Source organism: Corynebacterium sp. NML98-0116 (assembly GCF_001767255.1).
In the GTDB taxonomy this organism is placed as follows: domain Bacteria; phylum Actinomycetota; class Actinomycetes; order Mycobacteriales; family Mycobacteriaceae; genus Corynebacterium; species Corynebacterium pseudogenitalium.
In genome coordinates this window covers 1912189-1932271 of the sequence record NZ_CP017639.1, presented here as the reverse complement: position 1 = coordinate 1932271, position 20083 = coordinate 1912189, and the positions used below count along the sequence as shown (strand labels likewise).

At 62.2% G+C, this 20083-nt stretch carries 22 protein-coding genes; 20 read left to right on the top strand and 2 right to left on the bottom strand.

The features are described 5' to 3' along the window. Window positions 1-6: 6 nt before the first annotated feature. The 14 genes from rpsS to BJP05_RS08855 all read left to right on the top strand — a co-directional run bounded on the left by rpsS (window position 7) and on the right by BJP05_RS08855 (window position 12037). Complete coding sequence (gene rpsS, locus BJP05_RS08920; protein WP_070363102.1) at window positions 7-282, top strand: 30S ribosomal protein S19; 276 nt, start codon at window positions 7-9, stop codon at window positions 280-282. Window positions 283-285: 3 nt separating this feature from the next. Next, complete coding sequence (gene rplV, locus BJP05_RS08915) at window positions 286-645, top strand: 50S ribosomal protein L22 (RefSeq protein WP_070363101.1); 360 nt, start codon at window positions 286-288, stop codon at window positions 643-645. Beyond that, window positions 645-1388 carry a 30S ribosomal protein S3 gene (rpsC, locus tag BJP05_RS08910; protein ID WP_070363100.1) on the top strand — a complete coding sequence of 248 codons (744 nt, stop codon included), beginning with the start codon at window positions 645-647 and terminating at the stop codon, window positions 1386-1388. Before rplV ends, rpsC begins: the two co-directional genes overlap by 1 nt. Before the next feature lie 3 nt (window positions 1389-1391). After that, complete coding sequence (gene rplP, locus BJP05_RS08905) at window positions 1392-1808, top strand: 50S ribosomal protein L16 (protein ID WP_070363099.1); 417 nt, start codon at window positions 1392-1394, stop codon at window positions 1806-1808. After that, window positions 1808-2038, top strand: coding sequence for a 50S ribosomal protein L29 (rpmC, locus tag BJP05_RS08900; RefSeq protein ID WP_070363098.1), 231 nt, complete (start codon window positions 1808-1810; stop codon window positions 2036-2038). Before rplP ends, rpmC begins: the two co-directional genes overlap by 1 nt. Window positions 2039-2040: 2 nt before the next feature. Further along, the gene (gene rpsQ / locus BJP05_RS08895) at window positions 2041-2325 is read left to right on the top strand and encodes a 30S ribosomal protein S17 (RefSeq protein WP_070363097.1); all 285 of its coding nucleotides are present in this window, start codon (window positions 2041-2043) and stop codon (window positions 2323-2325) included. Between the two features lie 100 nt (window positions 2326-2425). After that, entirely contained in the window at window positions 2426-2824 is a 399-nt protein-coding gene (locus tag BJP05_RS08890) for a DsrE family protein (protein WP_205634834.1), read from the top strand. 7 nt (window positions 2825-2831) lie between these two features. After that, window positions 2832-4424 carry a sulfurtransferase TusA family protein gene (locus BJP05_RS08885; protein WP_070363095.1) on the top strand — a complete coding sequence of 531 codons (1593 nt, stop codon included), beginning with the start codon at window positions 2832-2834 and terminating at the stop codon, window positions 4422-4424. Next, a complete protein-coding gene (locus BJP05_RS08880) occupies window positions 4417-4641 on the top strand; it encodes a hypothetical protein (RefSeq protein WP_070363094.1) in 225 nt (74 codons plus the stop codon). The genes BJP05_RS08885 and BJP05_RS08880 overlap by 8 nt, the downstream gene beginning before the upstream one ends. A gap of 27 nt (window positions 4642-4668) precedes the next feature. Then, on the top strand, window positions 4669-6270 hold the full coding sequence (locus BJP05_RS08875) for an HlyD family efflux transporter periplasmic adaptor subunit (RefSeq protein WP_143000827.1): 1602 nt from the start codon (window positions 4669-4671) through the stop codon (window positions 6268-6270). Further along, complete coding sequence (locus tag BJP05_RS08870) at window positions 6267-7529, top strand: ABC transporter permease (RefSeq protein ID WP_070363092.1); 1263 nt, start codon at window positions 6267-6269, stop codon at window positions 7527-7529. The genes BJP05_RS08875 and BJP05_RS08870 overlap by 4 nt, the downstream gene beginning before the upstream one ends. A 23-nt stretch (window positions 7530-7552) precedes the next feature. Next, a complete protein-coding gene (locus BJP05_RS08865) occupies window positions 7553-9055 on the top strand; it encodes a SulP family inorganic anion transporter (protein WP_070363091.1) in 1503 nt (500 codons plus the stop codon). 52 nt (window positions 9056-9107) lie between these two features. Continuing rightward, window positions 9108-10976 carry a glutamine--fructose-6-phosphate transaminase (isomerizing) gene (gene glmS, locus BJP05_RS08860; RefSeq protein WP_070363090.1) on the top strand — a complete coding sequence of 623 codons (1869 nt, stop codon included), beginning with the start codon at window positions 9108-9110 and terminating at the stop codon, window positions 10974-10976. A gap of 17 nt (window positions 10977-10993) precedes the next feature. Next, a complete protein-coding gene (locus tag BJP05_RS08855) occupies window positions 10994-12037 on the top strand; it encodes an LLM class flavin-dependent oxidoreductase (RefSeq protein WP_070363089.1) in 1044 nt (347 codons plus the stop codon). Here the strand turns inward: BJP05_RS08855 and BJP05_RS08850 are convergent. Continuing rightward, on the bottom strand, window positions 12034-12900 hold the full coding sequence (locus BJP05_RS08850) for a carbohydrate kinase (RefSeq protein ID WP_070363088.1): 867 nt from the start codon (window positions 12898-12900) through the stop codon (window positions 12034-12036). The two genes, BJP05_RS08855 and BJP05_RS08850, sit on opposite strands and share 4 nt — an antisense overlap. A 23-nt stretch (window positions 12901-12923) precedes the next feature. Here BJP05_RS08850 and BJP05_RS08845 point away from each other — a divergent pair, with 23 nt between their 5' ends. From BJP05_RS08845 to BJP05_RS08825, 5 genes are all read left to right on the top strand, one after another. Further along, on the top strand, window positions 12924-14228 hold the full coding sequence (locus BJP05_RS08845; protein WP_070363087.1) for a glycoside hydrolase family 32 protein: 1305 nt from the start codon (window positions 12924-12926) through the stop codon (window positions 14226-14228). Window positions 14229-14297: 69 nt separating this feature from the next. Then, window positions 14298-16280 (top strand): sucrose-specific PTS transporter subunit IIBC, encoded by a 1983-nt coding sequence (locus tag BJP05_RS08840; RefSeq protein WP_070363086.1) that lies wholly within the window; start codon window positions 14298-14300, stop codon window positions 16278-16280. 191 nt (window positions 16281-16471) lie between these two features. Beyond that, entirely contained in the window at window positions 16472-17935 is a 1464-nt protein-coding gene (locus BJP05_RS08835; protein WP_070361651.1) for an integrase core domain-containing protein, read from the top strand. Between the two features lie 114 nt (window positions 17936-18049). Continuing rightward, entirely contained in the window at window positions 18050-18274 is a 225-nt protein-coding gene (locus BJP05_RS08830) for a hypothetical protein (protein WP_070363085.1), read from the top strand. A 42-nt stretch (window positions 18275-18316) separates the two neighbouring features. Further along, window positions 18317-18580 (top strand): hypothetical protein, encoded by a 264-nt coding sequence (locus BJP05_RS08825; RefSeq protein ID WP_070363084.1) that lies wholly within the window; start codon window positions 18317-18319, stop codon window positions 18578-18580. Between the two features lie 70 nt (window positions 18581-18650). Here the strand turns inward: BJP05_RS08825 and BJP05_RS08820 are convergent, their stop codons facing one another. Further along, entirely contained in the window at window positions 18651-19457 is an 807-nt protein-coding gene (locus tag BJP05_RS08820) for a formate/nitrite transporter family protein (RefSeq protein WP_070363587.1), read from the bottom strand. A gap of 256 nt (window positions 19458-19713) precedes the next feature. Here BJP05_RS08820 and rplN point away from each other — a divergent pair, with 256 nt between their 5' ends. After that, window positions 19714-20082 (top strand): 50S ribosomal protein L14, encoded by a 369-nt coding sequence (gene rplN / locus BJP05_RS08815; protein ID WP_070363083.1) that lies wholly within the window; start codon window positions 19714-19716, stop codon window positions 20080-20082. The last annotated feature ends 1 nt before the right edge of the window (window position 20083 follow it).

Here is a 20083-nt window from a genome sequence, read left to right as displayed (position 1 = left end):
TAAGACATGCCACGTAGCCTAAAGAAAGGCCCGTTCGTCGATGAGCACCTCCTCAACAAGGTGGACGCTCAGAACGATGCAGGCACCAAGCAGGTAATCAAGACCTGGTCTCGCCGTTCGACCATTCTCCCAGATTTCATCGGACACACTTTCGCCGTCCACGACGGCCGCAAGCACGTCCCGGTGTTTGTCGACGAGTCCATGGTCGGCCACAAGCTCGGCGAGTTTGCACCAACCAAGACCTTTAAGGGTCACGTCAAGGAACAGAAGGGACGTCGATAAGCAATGGCTGACACCATCACCACTGCATCCGCGACGGCCAAGTTCGTTCGTGTTTCCCCGATGAAGGCGCGCCGCGTGCTCGCCCTCGTCCGTGGGAAGTCCGTCTCCGAGGCTCTCGCAGTCCTGAAGTACGCACCACAGGGTGCTGCGAAGGACGTTGCCAAGGTTGTTGCATCTGCAGCCGCCAACGCTGAAAACAACTTCGGTTTGGACCCGCGTACGCTGGTCGTCTCCGAGTGCTGGGCAAACGAAGGTCCGACCATGCGTCGCTTCCAGCCACGCGCTCAGGGTCGCGCATTCCAGATCCGGAAGCGCACCTCGCACATCACCGTAGTTGTCGAGTCCAAGGAAGGGGCGAAGTAATGGGCCAGAAGATTCACCCACACGGCCTGCGCCTGGGTATCACGTCCGACTGGAAGTCCCACTGGTACGCCGACAAGAACTACGCTGATTACGTCGCAGAAGACATCAAGATCCGCGAGTTCCTGTCCAAGGGCCTCGAGCGCGCCGGTATCTCCGACGTTGTCATCGAGCGCACCCGTGACCGCGTCCGCGTCGACATTCACACTGCCCGCCCGGGCATCGTGATTGGCCGTCGTGGCGCTGAGGCTGACCGCATCCGCCGTGAGCTCGAGAAGCTCACCGGCAAGATGGTTGCGCTGAACATCCTCGAGGTCAAGAACGTCGACGCCGACGCGACGCTCGTTGCTCAGTCCATCGCTGAACAGCTGGTCAACCGCGTTGCGTTCCGTCGTGCGATGCGCAAGGCAATCCAGTCCGCTATGCGCAACCCACAGGTCAAGGGCATCAAGGTCATGACCTCGGGTCGTCTCGGCGGCGCTGAAATGTCCCGCGTCGAGCGCTACCACGAAGGCCGTGTGCCACTGCACACCCTTCGTGCTGAGATCGACTACGGCATCGCAGAAGCACACACGACCTTCGGCGTCATCGGCGTCAAGGTTTGGATCTACAAGGGCGACGTCGTCGGTGGCGTGCGCGAGTCCGAGCTCAACGCTCCGTCGAACGAGCGTCGTGGCCGTGGCGATCGCCGCCCACGCCGTGGTGGCCAGCGCCGCCAGCGTGCAGAGCAGAAGCAGGAGGGCTAATCAATGCTTATTCCTAAGCGTGTGAAGTACCGCCGCCAGCACCGCCCGACTCGTTCTGGCGTGTCCAAGGGTGGCAACACGATCAACTTCGGTGACTACGCTCTGCAGGCTCTCGAGCCGGCGTACATCACCAACCGTCAGATTGAGGCGGCTCGTATTGCGATCAACCGCCACGTCAAGCGTGGTGGCAAGGTCTGGATCAACATCTTCCCGGACCGTCCGTTGACGCAGAAGCCTCTCGGTGTTCGTATGGGTTCCGGTAAGGGCCCTGTCGAGAAGTGGGTCGCTAACGTAAAGCCGGGACGTATTCTCTTTGAGATGTCCTACCCGAACGACGCAACCGCTATCGAGGCACTGCGCCGCGCAGGCGCGAAGCTGCCTTGCAAGGTTCGCATCATCAAGAAGGAGGACCAGTTCTAATGGCAAACGGTACCCCCGCATCCGAGTTCCGCGAGCTCAACGACGAAGAGCTGCGCGCTCGTCTGTCCGAGGCAAAGGAAGAGCTGTTTAACCTGCGCTTCCAGCTTGCTACCGGCCAGCTGACCAACAACCGCCGCATCTCCACCGTGAAGCGCGACATTGCACGTATCTACACCGTGCTGCGCGAGCGCGAGCTCGGCCTGTCCGTTGTTCCGGGAGCTGAGGCTTAATCATGAGTGAGGCAAACGTGAACGAACAGACCAACGAGAAGCGTGTTCAGAAGAACCGCCGCGGCTACGTCGTCTCCGACAAGATGGACAAGACCATCGTTGTCGAGGTCGAGGACCGCAAGTCCCACGCGCTGTACGGCAAGATCGTCCGTACCACCAAGCGTGTGAAGGCACACGACGAGGAGAACACCGCCGGTGTTGGCGACCTCGTCCGCATCCAGGAGACGCGTCCGCTGTCCAAGGACAAGCACTTCCGTCTCGTGGAGATCATTGAGAAGGCACGCTAAACCCATCCGGTAGAGGCGTCCGACTCAAGGACAACAGAGCACCACCCCCAAGTTTCGCTGCGAGGGGGTGGTGCTTTTTTGCGTTTCGGTACACTTTCTGGTGTTCGATACAACCAATTTGAAGGAGTCCATGATGGGTACTGGTAAGTTTTGCGTCACCGTTGCACACGCGAAGGATAATGAGGACCTGGCGACGCTCGGCTTCGTCGTCGCCAATGCTGCTGTTGGTTCCGCGCAGGACACGATGGTGTTCCTGTCCTCCGAGGGCGCTCGTCTGGCTGTGAAGGGCTACGCAGACGACATTCATGAGGAGGGATTCGCGCCGATCAAGGAACTCATCGAGAACTTTGTCGCGGCAGAGGGCAAGCTGTACGTGTGTGCGCCTTGTGCGAAGAAGCGCGGCTTCGGGGAAGAGGATCTTATCGACGGCGCCACCATCGTCGGCGGCGCAAAGCTGGTTGAGTTCCTGGCAGACGGCACCCCAAGCGTTTCCTACTAAGGCAACGATGTCTCAGTCCGAGAATCTGCACCCGTACGCCCCAGACGCCAGCTTCGACGGTGGCGATCTGGACTGCGGTAACGGGTTGCTGTTATTGATCCGAAAGAACATCGATCCGCTCGAGTCTGGCCAGCTGCTGGAGATCATCTCCTACGACCCCACAGTCAAGGTGGACCTGCCTTCCTGGTGTAACTTGACTGGCAACGACCTGGTCAACGTGGTTGAGGAGCCAGAGCACAAGCGGTGGCGCTTCCTTGTGTCGAAGGGGGCGTTCACGAAGCCCGTGGAGGTTGCTGATATCCCGGCCGCTCCCGAGGCTGTGCGCCCGAAAAAGAAGAAGGGGCCGCGCAAGCGCCCGCAGATGCCGGTGACGCAGGAGGTCGTGGAGCCGACGATCGCCAAGGAACTGCCTGAGCCAGCTCCCGCGCCGGAGATTCCGGCGGGATCTGTGCTGACGATGGGCTCTTGGCCACGGTCTCCGTGGTTGTTGGATGCGCTGCACCGCCACCTCGAAGAGCGGATGGATGAAGGCACGTTCCAGGCCACAGCCGACGACGCAGTGCGCCTTGTGCTTGCGGCGCAGGAGCGGGCCGGAGTGGACGTCGTCACGGATGGTGAAATGCGACGCGACAACTACTCGAGCTTCGTCGCGGGGCGTCTGCAGAACTGCCAGCTGATCCCGATTACAGACCTGCTGCCGTACGTGGATGACCCTGAGGAGTTCGAGCGCGAGCTTCGCGCGTTGGACGTCCCGGCGGGCGAGGTGCGCCACCCGGCGGTCTTTGGCCCGCTTGGTCGCGATAAGCCACTGGTTGCGCACGAGGTTGAGTTTGTGCAGCAGCTTACCGACCGCCCGGTGAAGGTGTGCCTGCCAGGGCCGTACCTGCTCACGCGCACGATGTGGATGGAGTGTGTCTCCGACCGCGCGTACGAGAACCGCGAGGAGATGTCGAAAGACATCGTTCGCGTGCTACGCGAGGAGCTCCACGAATTGCTGGCGAAGGGAACGTCGCTGGTGCAGATCGATGAGCCGGTGCTTACTGAAGTCGTGTACGGGCAGGCAGGCGGGGGCGGCCGCACGTTTATGTGTGGCGCGCTCGACGGCCTGGAGGGCACGGTGGATGAGGAGCTGGAGTTCGCGAAGTCGTTGCTCGATGAGCTCACTGAGGGGCTGCCGAAGGAGCGGTTGGCGTTGCACGTGTGCCGCGGCAACTGGACCACGGATGAGTCCGCGGCGTTGACGGGCGATTACGCTCCGTTCGTTGAGCTGTTCGCCTCGCTGAACGTGGGTATGTTGTCCATGGAGTTGGCGACGCCACGTGCCGGCGATATCCGAGCCCTCGAGGGAATCCGCGACGACCAGCGCATCTGCGTTGGCGTGCTGAACCAAAAGCTCCAGGAGCTGGAGCCGGTCGAAGCAGTGGAGGAGCGCATCGAGCGCGCCCTGGACACGTTCGGAGCTGACCGAGTGGTCTTCTCGACGGACTGCGGTTTTGCAACGTTTGCGGATAACCCAATCGTGGCCGCGAACTTGGCTGAGCAGCAGCTCGCGCTCATTGTGCAGGCCCGCGACAACGTGATGGCACGCCGCAATGCATGAGGATCATTACTGGGACGCCCAGGACATCGCGTGCGGTGATGTCCTGGTGCGCCTCTTCCTCTTGTTCCGCGACCAGATCAAGGACGGGGAAGTGCTGCACTTGCGGTCCACGAACGAGGCGATCGATATCGATATTCGTGCCTGGTGCGGCCTGACTGGCAACACGTTGCTGCGCGCGGATCACCCGGAGTTTTATATCCGTAAAACTTCTGATTGATGTGAAACTTCGGCTATCCTTAGCGCTGTGAATAAAGGACTGCGCCGAACGAACCATGTCGTTTCCCGGACCCTTGCCACCGTGGGGCTCGGGCTTTGTATTCTTGCCTCTACCGCTGCGTGCGGGTTTGGGGGCGGTCAGCCGGTCATGGCAGCTGATACGACAGAGCTCGCTCCTCGTGATGTTGCTGCCAAAGTGCCGGTCACCGCGACGGTGGAGGCTGCCACGGTGACCGCGTTGACGACGCACCTGACCGGCCCGGTCACAGCCCTGAACGTGAAGGTGGGGCAGCGCGTTGAGGCCGGCCAGGTCGTTGCGGTCCTGGATACGTCGGGGGTCCAGCGTGAGATTGATACGCAGCGGGCACAGCAGATTTCGGCGGATGTCGCGGCGCAGAACCAGCTTGAGCAGGCCCAGCAGGCCTACCAGCAGTCGAGCGACGCGATGCAGCGTGGCCTGAACCCACAGGTGACGCAGGCGGAAGCGGCGCTTCGCCAGGCTGATGGCCAGCTGCAGGAGGCTACCGCGGTCTTTGAGCAACGCAAGAAGGCAGTTGCGGCGGGCCTGGACAGCACGCTGCTCACGCAGGCGCAGGGCGTGGACTCGGCGCGTCGTGACGCGCTGACGGCGGCCCTGGAGTCTGTGCGCGGCAACCACAGCATCTTCCAATCTGGGATGGCGCAAGACGATGCTGTGCAGCCGTTGCTGAGCAAACTGGAGGCTGACGAGCGTTTCCGCGGCGCGAAGCACAACCTTTCTGCGGCGCAAAAGGCGTACGACGCCGCCCTCAACGACACCGACGCGGATCTTGCGGCGAAGCAGCGCGCGGTTGCCCAGGCATTTGATGCGAAGGCGGAGGCAGCGGTCGGGCTCGAGGTGGCGAAGCTTGCGGCCCAGCAGCAGCTCGACTCCCAGGCGGCAGCGGTGCAGCAGGCGCAGCGTGGTGTGCAGGCGGCGCAGGCCGCGGCGGGCCAGTCAATCGCGCAGCTTGAGGTCGATGTGGCGTCGGGTCAGGTGCGTGCCCCGATCGCGGGTGTGGTCGCGGAGGTTGCGGTGAAGCAGGGGCAGACGCCGACGGGTTATCTGCTCTCTGTGGCGGACCCGAACCGGCTGGTGCTGCGTGCGAACGTGAAGGAGTTGGACTCGGCGAAGATGCAGCCGGGCGACGCCGTCTCGTTCACCACGCCTGGCACCGGCGCGAAGAAGTTTAAGGGCCGTGTGCTGGATGTTTCATCGGTTGCGGAAACGCAGCCCGCGGCGGATGGGGCGTCGGCGCAGGCGGCGCGCCCGGAGTTCCCCGTGGAGATCGAGGTTCTGGGTGATACCGAGGGTCTGAAGATCGGCGGCACGGCCAAGGCGCAGATCACCACGGAGTCCGCGAAGGACGCGCTCGCTGTGCCGCGGGAGGCCGTCGTCGATGAGAACGGTAGCTACTCGGTGTACGCGCTTCGCCCGAAGGATGACGGGGACAAGTTCGAGGTAGTGAAGACGCCGGTCAAGGTTGGGCTGGTGTCGGACTCGGATGTGGTCGTAGAGGGCGTCGAAAAGGGGACGCGGGTGCTGAACAAGCCTGCCGAGTACCGCGAACGCGTCGGTGCCACTGTGACCTTGGTTGAGGAGCAGGAGTGAACCCGCGCGAATCTGTCAGACTCGCTACGGTGAGCCTGCGGGCGAACAAGATGCGCTCGGCGCTGACGCTGCTCGGGGTGATCATTGGCATCGCCTCGGTGATTGCGATTATGACGCTGGGTAAGGCGATGCAGAAGCAGACGCTGGACAGCCTGGAGCAGTTCGGCATTCACGACGTCCACCTCGAAGTCAAGCCCCGCCAGGAGGATGACAGCGAGGCCGCCCGCTACATGTTCCAAGAAATTGACGACGCCTCGAAGCTCACCCCCGACATGATCGAGGACCTGCGCGCCGACCTCGGGGCGCAGGCGAAGGGTATCGCGTTTGAGTTGGATAGCTCGACAGCTCAGGCGACACGCGGGCTGGCGCACGGCACCACGATGGTGAGTTTTGTCAACGCTGACCAGCTGGAGATGCAGAACCTGCCGCTGACCGCCGGGCGATTTCTGACCCAAGACGACATTGAGGCGAACCGCGCCGTGGCGGTGGTCTCGCCGGAGGTTGTGGAGCAGCTGTTCAATAACGACCCTGATTCGGCGATCGGGCAGGAAGTCGAGCTGGACATCGGCGGGCAGTACGCTTCGGTGCAGGTGGTCGGCGCGTACGGGCACTTTGAGAAGCAAGGCGTGCTGGTCGGGGACTTTTCGCAGTCGATGATGGCGGTGCCGTACACGGTGCAGCCGGACATGATGCGCACACCGGTGCCTGGCGTAGACAACGTGAGTGTGCGCGTCGCCGATGGCGCCGACACCGATCAAGTGGCCAAGGACGTCCAGGCGTGGGCGGACCGTGCCTATGAGGACGACCCCGATTACAAGGGGAAAGTGGCCGACATGAAGCGTGACATCGATCAGCTCAACCAGACGTTGACCATGATGAGCGTGGTGGTCTCCGCAATCGGCGGGATCTCGCTGCTGGTGGGCGGCATCGGCGTGATGAACATCATGCTAATCACCGTGACGGAACGCACCCGCGAGATCGGCGTGCGTATGGCGCTCGGGGCGACGAGGCGGATGATCCGCATGCAGTTCGTCACTGAGGCGATGATCGTCTGCCTGATCGGCGGCGTGTTCGGCGTGGTCGTGGGCGCGGGCTTCGGCATGCTCGGTGCGCTCCTGCTCAACGCCTTCGTGCTGCCACCGATCACGGCAGTGCTACTCTCACTGGTATTCGCGCTGCTGATTGGCCTGTTCTTCGGCTACTACCCGGCAAACCGCGCATCGAGAATGAACCCGATCGAAGCCCTGCGCTACGAATAGCAACAACGTTTGGAGTGACACATATGGCAGCCACCGTGCTGACCACGGAAAACACGCGCCGGTACAAGCCCGAGCCATCAGTGGCGACAGCGCTGAAGACACCGCGCATCCTGACGAAAGAGGTCCTCGCCGGGCTAGTTGTGGCGCTGGCGCTGATCCCGGAGGCGATCAGCTTCTCCATCATCGCCGGGGTGGACCCGAAGATCGGGCTGTACTCCTCCTTCATCATGGCGATGGTGATCGCGATTACGGGCGGGCGACCCGCCATGATTGCGGCCGCCACGGGTGCGGTCGCGCTGGTCATCGCGCCGCTGGTGCGGGACTACGGCTACGACTACATGGTGGCGGCCATCATGCTCGCCGGGGTGTTTCAGATTCTGTTGGCGGTTGCTGGCGTCGCAACGCTGATGCGGTTCTTGCCGCGAAGCGTGATGATTGGCTTCGTCAACGCGCTGGCGATTCTCATCTTTGTGGCGCAGCTGCCCGAAATCATCGGCATTCACTGGGCGGTGTACCCGCTGCTGGCGCTGGCCATCGTGATCATGGTGGTGATGCCGAAGTTCACGCAGGCGATCCCGGCGCCGCTTGTGGCGATCCTCGTGGTGACGCTCATCGCGGTCGCAACGAATGCGCCGGTCCCGACGGTCGGGGACCGCGGCGAGCTGCCGAGCAGCCTGCCCGAATTCTTCATCCCGCACGTGCCGCTGACCTGGGAGACGCTTCGGATCATCGCACCGTACTCGCTCGGCGTGGCGCTTGTCGGGCTGATGGAGTCGCTGATGACCGCGAAGCTGATCGACGAAGTCACGGACACGCACTCCAACAAGACTCGCGAGAGCTGGGGGCAGGGCGTCGCGAACATTGTCACCGGCCTGTTCGGCGGGATGGGTGGCTGCGCCATGATCGGCCAGTCCATGATCAACGTGAAGGTCTCGGGGGCTCGCACCCGTATTTCCACCTTCCTGGCGGGCGCGTTCCTGCTGATTTTGATGCTCGCGTTCGGCGAGTACGTCGCCATGATCCCGATGGCTGCGCTGGTTGCCGTGATGGTGATGGTGTCGGTGGGCACGTTCGACTGGCACTCGGTGATGCCGAGCACGCTGCGCAAGCTGCCGGCTTCGGAAACCGTCACGATGCTGATCACGGTTGCAGTGGTGCTGGCGACGAACAACCTGGCTATCGGCGTCGTGGTGGGTGTGCTTGTGGCGTCGGTAATCTTTGTGCGAAACGTCGCCCACCTGGTGGAAGTGACCCGCGAAGTTGTCGACGGCGTGGCTCACTACGTGGTGTCCGGCCAGCTGCTGTTTGCCTCCTCCAACGACCTGACCACTCTGTTCATGTACTCGGAGGACCCCGACGAAGTGGTCGTGGACCTGCACCGCGCGCACGTGTGGGACGCGTCGACGGTCGCGGCGCTCGACAGCATTGAACAAAAATACGAGGAGCGCGGCAAGCACGTGCGCTTCATCGGCATGAACCCGAGTACCACGGAGTTTCACGGCAAGCTCACGGGCTCGCTGGGATAGGGTTCGGCGGCGTCACTTTTTCAGGAACTACGCCGCGTGTAAAATTCGCCCCATGTGTGGAATCGTTGGATACATAGGTGGCGAGCGTGCACGCGAGCACGACGCCCTCACCGTCATTATTGATGGGCTTCGCAGGCTCGAATACCGCGGTTATGACTCGGCCGGGGTAGCAGTCATGCAGGGCGACACCATCGCGTGCAGGAAGAAGGCAGGCAAGGTCGCGGACCTAGAGCAGGCCATCGCAGAGGCGCCGCTTGCGCCTTCCAACCTGGGCATCGGGCACACCCGGTGGGCAACCCACGGCGGGCCTACCGACGCCAACGCCCACCCCCACGTCGTCGGCGACGGCGCACTGGCCGTGGTGCACAACGGCATCATCGAGAACTTCGCGGCACTTCGTGCTGAGCTGAGCGAGAAGGGCTACACGTTCCGCTCCGAAACTGACACCGAGGTGGCAGCCACGCTGCTGCTGGACATCTTCAATACTGAGGCGAACAAGGACCTCACCGAGGCAATGCGCCTGACCGCCCTGCGACTCGAGGGCGCGTTCACGCTGCTGGCCATCGAGCAGGAATTCCCGGACCGTATCGTTGCGGCGCGCTGGAACTCACCGCTGGTGATCGGCCTGGGCGAGGGTGAGAACTTCCTCAGCTCTGACGTCTCCGGCTTCATCGAGTTCACCCGCGACGCGGTGGAGATGGACAACGGGCAGATCGTCACCCTGACCGCTGACAACTACGACATCATTGACTTCGAAGGCAACCACGCCGAGGGCAGCCCGTTCCGCGTCGAGTGGGACGTCACCGCCGCAGAAAAGGGTGGGTTTGATTCCTTCATGGCGAAGGAGATCCACGACCAACCGGCTGCCGTTCGCGACACGCTGTACGGCCGCTTCGACGCCGAGGGCAAGCTCACGCTCGACGAACTACGTATCGACGAGTCCGTGCTGCGCAGCGTCGACAAGATCATCATCGTGGCCTGCGGTACCGCTGCGTACGCGGGGCACGTGGCGAAGTACGCGATTGAGCACTGGTGCCGCATCCCGACGGAGGTCGAGCTGGCGCACGAGTTCCGCTACCGCGACCCGATCGTCACCCCGAACACCCTGGTCGTAGCAATTTCGCAGTCCGGCGAGACCATGGACACCCTCATGGCTGTACGCCACGCGCGCGAGCAGGGCGCGAAGGTCATCGCGATCTGCAACACGGTCGGCTCCTCCATCCCGCGTGAGGCCGACGCCTCCCTGTACACCTACGCCGGCCCAGAGATCGCAGTGGCGTCGACGAAGGCGTTCATCTCCCAGATCGTGGCGTCCTACCTGTTGGCGCTGTACCTGGCGCAGGTTCGCGGCAACAAGTTCACCGACGAAATCCAGACCATCATTGCTGAGCTGGAGGAGATGCCGGAGAAGATCCAGTGGATCCTGGACAACGAGGCAGAAATCCAGGAACTTGGCCGCGAGCTCGCCGACGCGAAGTCGGTGCTCTTCCTCGGCCGCCACGTCGGCTTCCCAGTCGCGCTCGAGGGTGCACTGAAGCTCAAGGAGGTCGCCTACCTGCACTCCGAGGGCTTCGCCGCAGGCGAGCTCAAGCACGGCCCGATCGCGCTGGTTGAGGAAGGGCAGCCGGTGTTCGTCATCGTGCCGTCGAAGCGTTCGCGCCACAACCTGCACGCCAAGGTTGTCTCCAACATCCAGGAAGTCCGCGCGCGTGGTGCCGTCACCATCGTGATCGCGGAGGAGGGCGACGAAGACGTGAACCGCTTCGCCAACCACGTGATCCGCATCCCGCAGTCGGCCGGCCTCATGCAGCCCCTCTTGTCGACGATCCCGCTGCAGATCTTCGCCTGCACCGTTGCGCAAGCACGTGGCTTGAACGTGGACCAGCCACGCAACCTGGCGAAGTCCGTCACGGTGGAGTAGCGCGCTAGAGTGGCCGCATGAAGAAGTTTGGGTTCCTTTCATTCGGCCACCACGCACCACCCGGGCGCCAGGGGATGACCGCGCGCGAGGCGCTACAGGACACCGTGGAGCTCGCGCGCCAGGCGGACGCGATTGGTGTCAACGGCGCCTACGTGCGAGTGCACCACTTCGCGCCGCAGTTCGCGTCTCCGATTGCCCTGCTTGGCGCGATGGCGTCGGCGACGAAGCACATTGAGGTGGGCACCGGCGTCGTCGATATGCGCTACGCCAACCCGCTGCAGCTCGCGGAGGACGTCGCCGCGCTCGATTTGCTAAGCGACGGCCGCCTCGCCTTCGGCGTCTCCCGCGGGTCACCGGAGCCTGCCGATAGAGGGTGGCGCGCTTTCGGCTACGAGTCAGAGGCCGCGAACGGTTCTGACCTGGCGCGTGCACATTTCCAGCGTTTCATTTCCGCGCTGCGCGGGGACCCGATGGCGCTCGCCGCATCCCTTGAGGAGCAGTACCCGCAGATGTACCCGCCTGCCAGCCCGCTTGCGGTGTTGCCACACTCCGAGGGGGCGGCGCGCCGGGTGTGGTGGGGCGCAGGTACCTTCGCCAGCGCCGAGCAGGCTGCCCGCGACGGCGTGAACCTGATGAGCTCCACGCTGATTTCGGAAGCCGACGGCCGCAGCCTCGGCGAGCTGCAGGCGGAACAGATTCAGCACTACCGGAAGGCGTGGGCGGCCGCGGGCCACGACTGGGAGCCGCGCGTTTCTGTTTCTCGTTCTATCTTTCCGATCGTGGACGAGGACACCGAGCGGCTCTTCGGACTGCTGGATACCGAGGAACAGATCGGACAGATTGAGCGTGGTGTGTACACCACGTTTGGCAAGACGTACGCCGCAGAGGCCGACCAGCTTATCGAGGAGCTCGGTAATGACCCAGCAATCCAGGCCTCGGACACGCTGATGCTCACCGTTCCGAACCAGGCCGGGGTGGACGTGTGCATGCAGATCCTGCGCGGGTTCGCCGAGCACGTCGCGCCGGCGCTTGGGTGGGAGCCAGCGTACGCGGCTTCCTAATCCAGCTCGTGGGCGAAGGGGGTGTCTGCGCCGGTGCGCGACACCGTGATCGCGGCCGCGCGGGTGGCGAACGTGAGGATCTCGCGCCACTCCTCCTCGTCCAGGGCGAGCAGGCCGTCGCGGTCCAGGCCGCGGGCGTCGAACTGGTGGACCAGCGCCGCCATCACTGTGTCGCCGGCCCCAATCGTGTCCGCGACCGTGACCTTCGGTGACGGGACCGTGACCGTGCCGAACGGCGCGCGTACCCGCAGGCCGTCGGCGCCGAGCGTGGTCACCACGACTGGCACGTGGGAGGTGTCACCGAGGAACTCGACTTCCTCGTCGGAGAGTTTGAGCACCGTTACGGAATCGAGCAGCCCCCGCAGGAACAGGCGGTGTTTCGCGGAGGCGAACGCCGGGCGGATATTCGGGTCCAGGCAGACGATTGCGCCGTGCTTTGCCGACTCAGAGGCGGCCTCCGCGTAGCGCAGCGACGCGGGCTCTAGCGCCAGGGACAGGGTCCCAAACACCGCGTAGCCCTCCTGCACCGGGACCGGCTGTGCGAAGCGGTCGGCGGTGCCGTCGACGTAGAACGTGTACGTTGCCGAGCCGTTCTCAGCCAGGGCGGTGACAGCAAGGGTGGTGGGCTCGTCGCCGCGGCCGCAGTTGGTGAGGTCCACGTGGGCGTCGAGAAGCGATTGGGCGAGTGCCTCCCCGAAGTTGTCACGAGACAACCGTGACTGGAAGGAGACGTCTGCGCCGAGTCGGCCCAGAGCTCGGGCCACATTGAACGGGCCGCCACCGAGCGCGGGCACCAGCGGCGCGAGCGGGGAACGGTCCTGGGGGACAAGGTCAACGAGGGCTTCGCCGTACACAGTGATCATGGTTCCACCGTAGACTAAGTCGCATGACGTACCGGCCAACATTTCACCTGTCCCCGCCGCAAGGGCGCCTCAACGACCCGAACGGCGTCACGTTCATCGGCGACCAACTCCACGTGTTTTACCAGCATGATCCGTGCTTTCCGCACGCTGCGAAGCGCACCGGTTGGGGCCACGCCGTCACCACAATTGGGGGTGAGGAGGGCCTGGGCCAGTGGCGCCACCTTCCGGACGCGCTGTATCCGGACTTCCCGTACGACACGCACGGGTGCTACTCCGGGTCCTCCGTGGTCCACGACGGTGAGGTCATGCTGTTTTACACCGGCAACGTGAAGGAGGATGGGCGCCGCCTGACCACGCAGAACCTGGTCCGCGTTGAGGACTTGGAGGGCCCGATGGGCGGTGTGTACCACCGTGCGCCGGAGAATCCGCTCATTGACGGCCCAGCCCTCGGCTTTACCGCCCACTACCGGGACCCGCACGTCACTCAGAATGAGGACGGCTCCTGGCGCATGGTGCTCGGTGCGCAGCGTGAGGAGGAGCGCGGCGCGGTGGTGCTCTACGAGTCACCGGACCTGGTGAACTGGTCGTTTGCTGGCGCGCTGCAGTTCGAGGGGCTGGACCCGCGCGTTGAGGCCGCCTACATGTGGGAGTGCCCGAACCTGCTGCGGATGCGTGACCACGCGACGGGGCAGTGGCGCGAGGTGCTGGTGCTGTGCCCGCAGTACCCGGGCTCGGACGAGTGCGGCTACGTCGTGGGCACGCTGGATGGGCTGTGGTTCCGCGTGGAGTCGCAGTTCCGCCCGTTGGACTTTGGGCATCAGTTTTACGCGCCGCAGATGGTCGCCGAGGGCGATGGCGATGCGCTGTTGCTCGGCTGGATGGGCCTGCCCGCCCGCGACGACACGCCCACGCTCGAAGCGGAGGGCTGGGTGCACCAGCTGACGTTGCCTCGCAGGCTCCAACTTGTCGACGGCCAGCTTCGCACCGAACTCCTTCTCCCAACCGATCCCGCGGGGATGGTCGTGCACCGCGAAGTTCTCAGGGGACAGCCGTGGGAGGCCGACCTGGTCGACGATGCCGGTGGCGTTGGTGCTCACGTGGCGTGGCGGCCTGGCGAAGCCGGGCGTGGAACAGTGAGCGTGACGGTCGGCGGTGACGAGCGCCGCGCCCAATGCGCGCAGGGCGAACTCGTGGTGTGCGCTGACGGGGCGGCGCTCGAAGTTGTTGCCGGAGACGGGGAAGTGGCGTTCTCCTCGGCGGTCTTCGGTACTGAGGGAGCCCCATGGGTCGCTGTGGAAGTACGTGAAATCGGCCACAACCGGGGGTAATCGGACGCAAGTAAGCTGATTTATGCCCGTATAGATGTTTGACTGTGTGGGAAGAGAAAGGATTCCCACATGGACCACAAAGAAGTAGCCCGGCGGGTCCTCGCCGGGGTAGGGGGCGAGGAAAACATCGTTGGCGTCGCCCACTGCGCGACGCGACTGCGTTTCGTGCTTAAGGACGTCGACAAGGTTGCGCAGGATACGCTGGAGAACGACCCTGATTTGAAGGGCACGTTCGCAACCGGCGGCATGTTCCAGATCATCGTCGGCCCCGGCGACGTAGATATTGTCTTTGATCAGCTCAACAGCATGACCAGCAAGAGCATTGCTGTCTCCACGGAAGACCTGAAGGAAGTAGCGGCGAACCAGGGCAACTGGTTTACGCGCTTCATTAAGGTCTTTTCTGACATCTTCGTGCCGCTGATCCCAATCCTGGTTGGCGGCGGTCTGCTCATGGCGCTCAACAACGTCCTGACCGCCGAGGGGTTGTTCGGGGAGAACTCCCTGGTGGGGATGTTCCCGCAGATCCAGGGTCTGACGGAGATCATCAATGTGCTGGCCTCCGCACCGTTCGCGTTCCTGCCGGTGCTGGTGGGGTACTCCGCGACGAAGCGCTTCGGTGGCAACGAATACCTCGGCGCCGGCATGGGCATGGCGATGGTTCACCCGGCGTTGGTCAACGGCTACGACGTGGCGAACTCCGTTGCCGACGGAACGATGCCGTTCTGGGACCTGTTCGGCTTGCCAGTCGCGCAGGCGGGTTACCAGGGTGCGGTGCTGCCGGTGCTGGCGGTCGCGTGGATCTTGGCAACGATCGAGAAGTGGTTCCACAAGCGTCTGAAGGGTACGGCGGACTTCCTGATTACTCCGCTGGCAACCCTGCTGACTACGGGCTTCATTACCTTCATCGCCGTCGGCCCGTTTGTCCGCTGGCTCGGTGACCTGCTGATTGTCGGCCTCTCCAGCCTGTACGACTTCGGTGGCCCAATCGGTGGCCTGCTCTTCGGTCTGGTGTACTCGCCGATCGTGATCACTGGCCTGCACCAGTCCTTCCCGCCAATCGAGCTCGAGCTGTTTAATCAGGGCGGCTCCTTCATCTTCCCGACGGCCTCCATGGCGAACATCGCGCAAGGCGCAGTGGCCCTTGCCGTGTACTTCCTGGCGCGCAACGCAAAGCTCAAAGGTCTAGCTGGTTCCTCGGGCATCTCGGCCGTATTTGGTATCACGGAACCCGCCATCTTCGGCGTCAACCTGCGCCTCCGCTGGCCCTTCTTTATCGGCCTCGGCGCGGCCGGTATTGGTGCAATGCTGATTGCGATCTTTGATGTCAAGGCAGTTGCGCTTGGTGCGGCGGGCTTTATCGGCGTGGTCTCCATCCGCGCGAATGACATGGTGACCTTCCTGATCCTCGGCGTCATTACGTTCGTGATCGCCTTCGTGGCGGCCTACGGGTACGGGCGCTACCTGGTGGGCAAGCATGGCAGCATCGATCCGGACGCAACCGAGGATCCAGCCGCCGATGCCGCTGCCGAGCAAGCGCTGCTCGAGGCGTCCGACGAGGCGCTCCACGTCGTGGCGCCTCTCGAGGGCAACGCCGTGCCGCTTGCGACGGTCAGTGACCCGATGTTTGCCCAGGGCAAGCTGGGGAACGGCGTGGCAATCGTGCCGACGGTTGGGGAGCTGCGCGCACCCGTCGCCGGTACGGTTGCGGTCACGTTCCCGTCCGGCCACGCCTACGCAATCCGCGCCAAGGGGACCGATGGCAAGAACGTGGACATTCTCATGCACATCGGCTTCGACACCGTGAACCTCAAGGGCGAGCACTTCACCGCGCACGTGAAGAAAGGTGACGTCGTAGAAGCAGGCCAGCTCCTAGCGACGTTCGATATCGATGCCATCCGCGACGCAGGATACGAAGTGACGACTCCGGTCGTTGTCTCGAATACGAAGCGGGTAGGGGAGATTGGGGCGTCGAGAAGCCTTCCTGCAGACACGAAGTTTGGCGATGCCCTCTTCTTCGTCGAGCCGAAAAAGATAGCTGAAGAAGCAAAATAAAAGTTTTTTAGAAAACTGGCAACAACCTTAAATTGGTCTGTTAATCTGTTGGTGTCTTGTTCAGCGCGCTAGCTCACAAGGGTCTAGCGGACATCTGTGATGTCTAGGGACTTTTTGGACACGGAGTCCAGGATGTTTTTGGACGGGATGTCTAGTGGCTTTTTGGACGGTTACGGCGGTGGAATAGCCGGATGGCTATTCCATTGCATAAACGTAGAAAGGTCGCAGATTTCGATCCCGTTCGTGACGGCAAGACGGTCACACAGTTTTGCAAAGAATTGGGGATCTCGCGACAGACGTACCACAACATCAAAAACCGGATAGCGCAGAAAGGCCGAGCAGGTATCGTGCCGGATTCGACTGCCCCGAAGAATCCGATGAAGAAATTTGACGAGGCCGACAAAATCGCAGTCATTCACGCCAGGCAACAGTTGATGGAACAAGGCTTGGATTATGGCCCTTGGTCGATCTACTACTTCTTGTTCGACTCTGTCGGTGCAGATCGCACCCCATCGCGGTCCACAATCGCCTCGTGGCTGTATGAGCTGGGATTTGTTGATGCCAATGCCCGCAAACGGCCGCGGAGTTCCTATAAGCGCTTCGCCCGTGATTTCGTCGGTGAACTCTGGCAAATCGATGGACTGGTCTATCGCCTCTTCGACCATGCCCACACGCATGTCACGATTTACCAGATCATCGATGATGCCAGCAGATTTGATGTCGGAACCACAGCATTCGCTCTACCGGAAAACGGTACTGATGCGCGCGCTACGCTGGCCGCAGCGTTCGCCGCCTACGGCAAACCCCAAGAAATCCTTTCTGACAATGGCGATGCGTTCGCCACCTACCACCGGGGTTTTCTCTCTGCTACTGAAACTTGGCTCGCCAGCCAAGGCGTACTTGCTATTGCTGGTTTCGCACCGACAACCCAGGGAAAAGACGAGCGATCTCACCGTACGTTGACCCAGTTCCTCGATGCACGCCACCCAGCAAGCCTTGCTGAGGTCAACACCTATCTGGCCGAATATCGCCAGGTATACAACGAACAACGACGGCACCAATCACTGCTGGTCGGCAAGATGCATATCACACCACGCCAGGCTTTCGATACCTTCCCCAAGGCACCGTCGCCTACGCATCCACTCGATCCTGATCAAATCTGGGCCCGCGTAGTTGCCTATAACCAAGCACACAATCCTCAAGCTATATCCAAAATGCCAAACGGCCCCGTGGAAGCGGCAACTTCACACGAGGCCAACACCGATGACATGGCAGCTCAGCAAGGCATACCTCCCACCGACACCTCCACACTAACGGCGCCGACGCCACAATCAACAAACCATTGGGGCATCCCAGACCAGCTCTGCGTGAGCAAAGACGGCGTTGTACGCGTATGCGGTTTCGGGCTCTACATTGGTCTGAGGTTTAAAAACCGTCGGCTCTACTCGACAGTCGCAGTCGATAATGTTGCGGAGTTCTACACGGCCCATGATGGTGAATTCCTCTTCAGCGTGCCCCTTCCGATCACGTTGAGCCACAGGCCGCCAGGTGGTCAGATCAACATTAACCTCGTCGAAGGAATGAAACATCGCCAACCACCGCGGATGAACCCGAAATTATCCAAGCCCCGGCCGAAACGCAGGCTGCAACCGTAAGCCGCTAGAAGTGCCCAAGAACACCATGGATTCCGTGTCCAAAAAGACACCGGACTCCGTGTCCAAAAACCCTATGGACATAGCAGGTCTAGCGGACATCACAGGAGGAAAACTATGAAACTTCGTCGCATTCTCGCCGCAGGCCTCGTGGCTTCCGCTCTTGCAGTGGGCGCACCGGTCGCACAGGCAGCACAGCCAGCGCCAGAACCGCTGGCAGGTGTCCTGCACGAGCTTAAGCGCCTCGGTGGCTACCAGGCACAGAACCTGATCCTCGTGCCTGCACTGCTGTCCTCTTTGGGCTTCCTGACGAACATCGCGACGTCTTCGCAGCGCGTCTAAATCCCACCCATTCACCCGAGACCATAGAGAGAGAACGTAAGAATGAAACTTCGTAACGCAATTGCAGTTGCCGCTTCTGTTGTTGTCCTGTCTGGCGTTGTTGCTACCGATGCAAGTGCTGCACAGTACCCAGAGCCGCTGAACAACGTCATGAACGAGCTGCGCAACTTCGCTGGCCCGCAGGGTCCGAACCTGCTGCTGGTTCCGGCTGTGCTTTCGTCCATCGGTGTCGTCAACATGGCCGTTGTGGTCATCCTGTCGATCGTTGCTGCGGCAACCGGCGTGGGCATCGCTGCTTCGAGCTAAGTGCTCACCGAGCAATAACGAACGCCCCCTTCCCTTCGCGGGAACGGGGCGTTTTCTTTCTGCTTGGGGGTTAGCGGCGTGTCGCCAGCGGGGTTGCCGGGGTGCCGCCCTTGTTTAGCCAAGCATAGACGCCGCCCATGATGAGGCCACCACCGATGTAGTTGCCGACCCACACGATGAGCCAGTTCATCAGGCCATTCGTCAGTGTGAACCCGGCGAAGTGCTCGGCGCCGATGCCGTAGCCCGCCAGGGAGAAGACGACGAAGCTGGCGATGGAGTGCTCGTACCCCATTGCGGCGAATGCAGGAACGATCAGCATGATGGCGAGGAACTTCGCGGTGAAGTCCTTGCCAGCCTGGATGGCGAGCAGCACGCCGATGTTGACCACGATGTTGGCGAAAATGCCTTCCATGAACAGCAAGCTGTCCGGCTTCGCGAGCTTGGTCTCAACGGTCGCGGCGAGGAAGCTGTCCATCCCGATCGGCTGGAACGCCGTGGCGTGGACCAGGAATACCGCGGTGATGAGGACGCCGAGCAGGTTGAAGATGGTGCAGGTGGAGACCATCAGGAAGCCCTTGAGCCAGGGGAGGCGTCCCGAGGCGCTGCCGTAGGTCATGAACATCATGTTGCCGGTGGCGAGCTCCGCACCCAGGACAACGATGACGTACAGCGAGAGGCAGAAGATAGCTGCGAACACGAAGCGGCCGTAGCCGGGGGCGCTGCTTTCTACTTGGGTGGAGGCGACGGTGGCGAATGCCGTCATGATCGTCAAAAACATGCCGGCGAGCATGGAGCGTACCGCGAACTTGGGGAGTTCGTAGGTGTAGAGGTACGACTTGAAGCCGATTGAATCCGCAAGTGTGCCATCGAAGTTCATAGGTATGACCATACCAAAGGTCAGAACCGGGCACGAATCCACACAACCAAAAGTCATGGTTTGCGGGCGCGCATGTTCCGTGCTTTAATGTTCCAGTTGTCCTTTGCTGCGTGTTTGTTCTGCGCGTTTCCGAGCTGAGCATGTACGCCTGCGGTACCGAAGGTGCCGTCGACAAGCGAAAAGACATCGAAGACATTGACCACGTGCGTATAGGACGGAAATCTAACGCACATTGACCCAGGTCAGGAGACCAATAGTGATTCAGAAGGAATCGCGCCTGAAGGTCGCCGACAACACCGGTGCACGTGAAATCCTGTGCATCCGTGTCCTCGGCGGATCCGTTCGGCGCTTCGCCGGCATCGGCGATACGATCGTCGCCACTGTGAAGGAAGCTGCCCCAGGCGGCAACGTTAAGGAAGGCGAAGTCGTTAAGGCTGTCATCGTTCGCGCGAAGAAGGAGACCCGTCGTCCGGACGGCTCCTACATCGCGTTCGACGAGAACGCTGCAGTGCTGATCAAGAACGACACCGAGCCACGCGGCACCCGTATCTTCGGCCCAGTTGCTCGCGAGCTGCGCGACAAGAAGTTCATGAAGATCGTTTCTCTCGCACCGGAGGTGATCTAGG

Excerpts from the sequence above, each read along its gene's own strand:
- BJP05_RS08845 (WP_070363087.1), top strand. The coding sequence starts at position 12,924 with ATGACGTACCGGCCAACATTTCACCTGTCCCCGCCGCAAGGGCGCCTC.
- BJP05_RS08885 (WP_070363095.1), top strand. The coding sequence starts at position 2,832 with ATGTCTCAGTCCGAGAATCTGCACCCGTACGCCCCAGACGCCAGCTTC.
- BJP05_RS08850 (WP_070363088.1), bottom strand. The coding sequence starts at position 12,900 with ATGATCACTGTGTACGGCGAAGCCCTCGTTGACCTTGTCCCCCAGGAC.
- BJP05_RS08820 (WP_070363587.1), bottom strand. The coding sequence starts at position 19,457 with ATGAACTTCGATGGCACACTTGCGGATTCAATCGGCTTCAAGTCGTAC.
- BJP05_RS08840 (WP_070363086.1), top strand. The coding sequence starts at position 14,298 with ATGGACCACAAAGAAGTAGCCCGGCGGGTCCTCGCCGGGGTAGGGGGC.
- rpmC (WP_070363098.1), top strand. The coding sequence starts at position 1,808 with ATGGCAAACGGTACCCCCGCATCCGAGTTCCGCGAGCTCAACGACGAA.
- BJP05_RS08880 (WP_070363094.1), top strand. The coding sequence starts at position 4,417 with ATGCATGAGGATCATTACTGGGACGCCCAGGACATCGCGTGCGGTGAT.
- BJP05_RS08825 (WP_070363084.1), top strand. The coding sequence starts at position 18,317 with ATGAAACTTCGTAACGCAATTGCAGTTGCCGCTTCTGTTGTTGTCCTG.
- BJP05_RS08830 (WP_070363085.1), top strand. The coding sequence starts at position 18,050 with ATGAAACTTCGTCGCATTCTCGCCGCAGGCCTCGTGGCTTCCGCTCTT.
- BJP05_RS08865 (WP_070363091.1), top strand. The coding sequence starts at position 7,553 with ATGGCAGCCACCGTGCTGACCACGGAAAACACGCGCCGGTACAAGCCC.
- BJP05_RS08835 (WP_070361651.1), top strand. The coding sequence starts at position 16,472 with ATGGCTATTCCATTGCATAAACGTAGAAAGGTCGCAGATTTCGATCCC.
- glmS (WP_070363090.1), top strand. The coding sequence starts at position 9,108 with ATGTGTGGAATCGTTGGATACATAGGTGGCGAGCGTGCACGCGAGCAC.
- rplP (WP_070363099.1), top strand. The coding sequence starts at position 1,392 with ATGCTTATTCCTAAGCGTGTGAAGTACCGCCGCCAGCACCGCCCGACT.
- rpsQ (WP_070363097.1), top strand. The coding sequence starts at position 2,041 with ATGAGTGAGGCAAACGTGAACGAACAGACCAACGAGAAGCGTGTTCAG.
- rpsC (WP_070363100.1), top strand. The coding sequence starts at position 645 with ATGGGCCAGAAGATTCACCCACACGGCCTGCGCCTGGGTATCACGTCC.
- rplV (WP_070363101.1), top strand. The coding sequence starts at position 286 with ATGGCTGACACCATCACCACTGCATCCGCGACGGCCAAGTTCGTTCGT.
- rpsS (WP_070363102.1), top strand. The coding sequence starts at position 7 with ATGCCACGTAGCCTAAAGAAAGGCCCGTTCGTCGATGAGCACCTCCTC.
- BJP05_RS08855 (WP_070363089.1), top strand. The coding sequence starts at position 10,994 with ATGAAGAAGTTTGGGTTCCTTTCATTCGGCCACCACGCACCACCCGGG.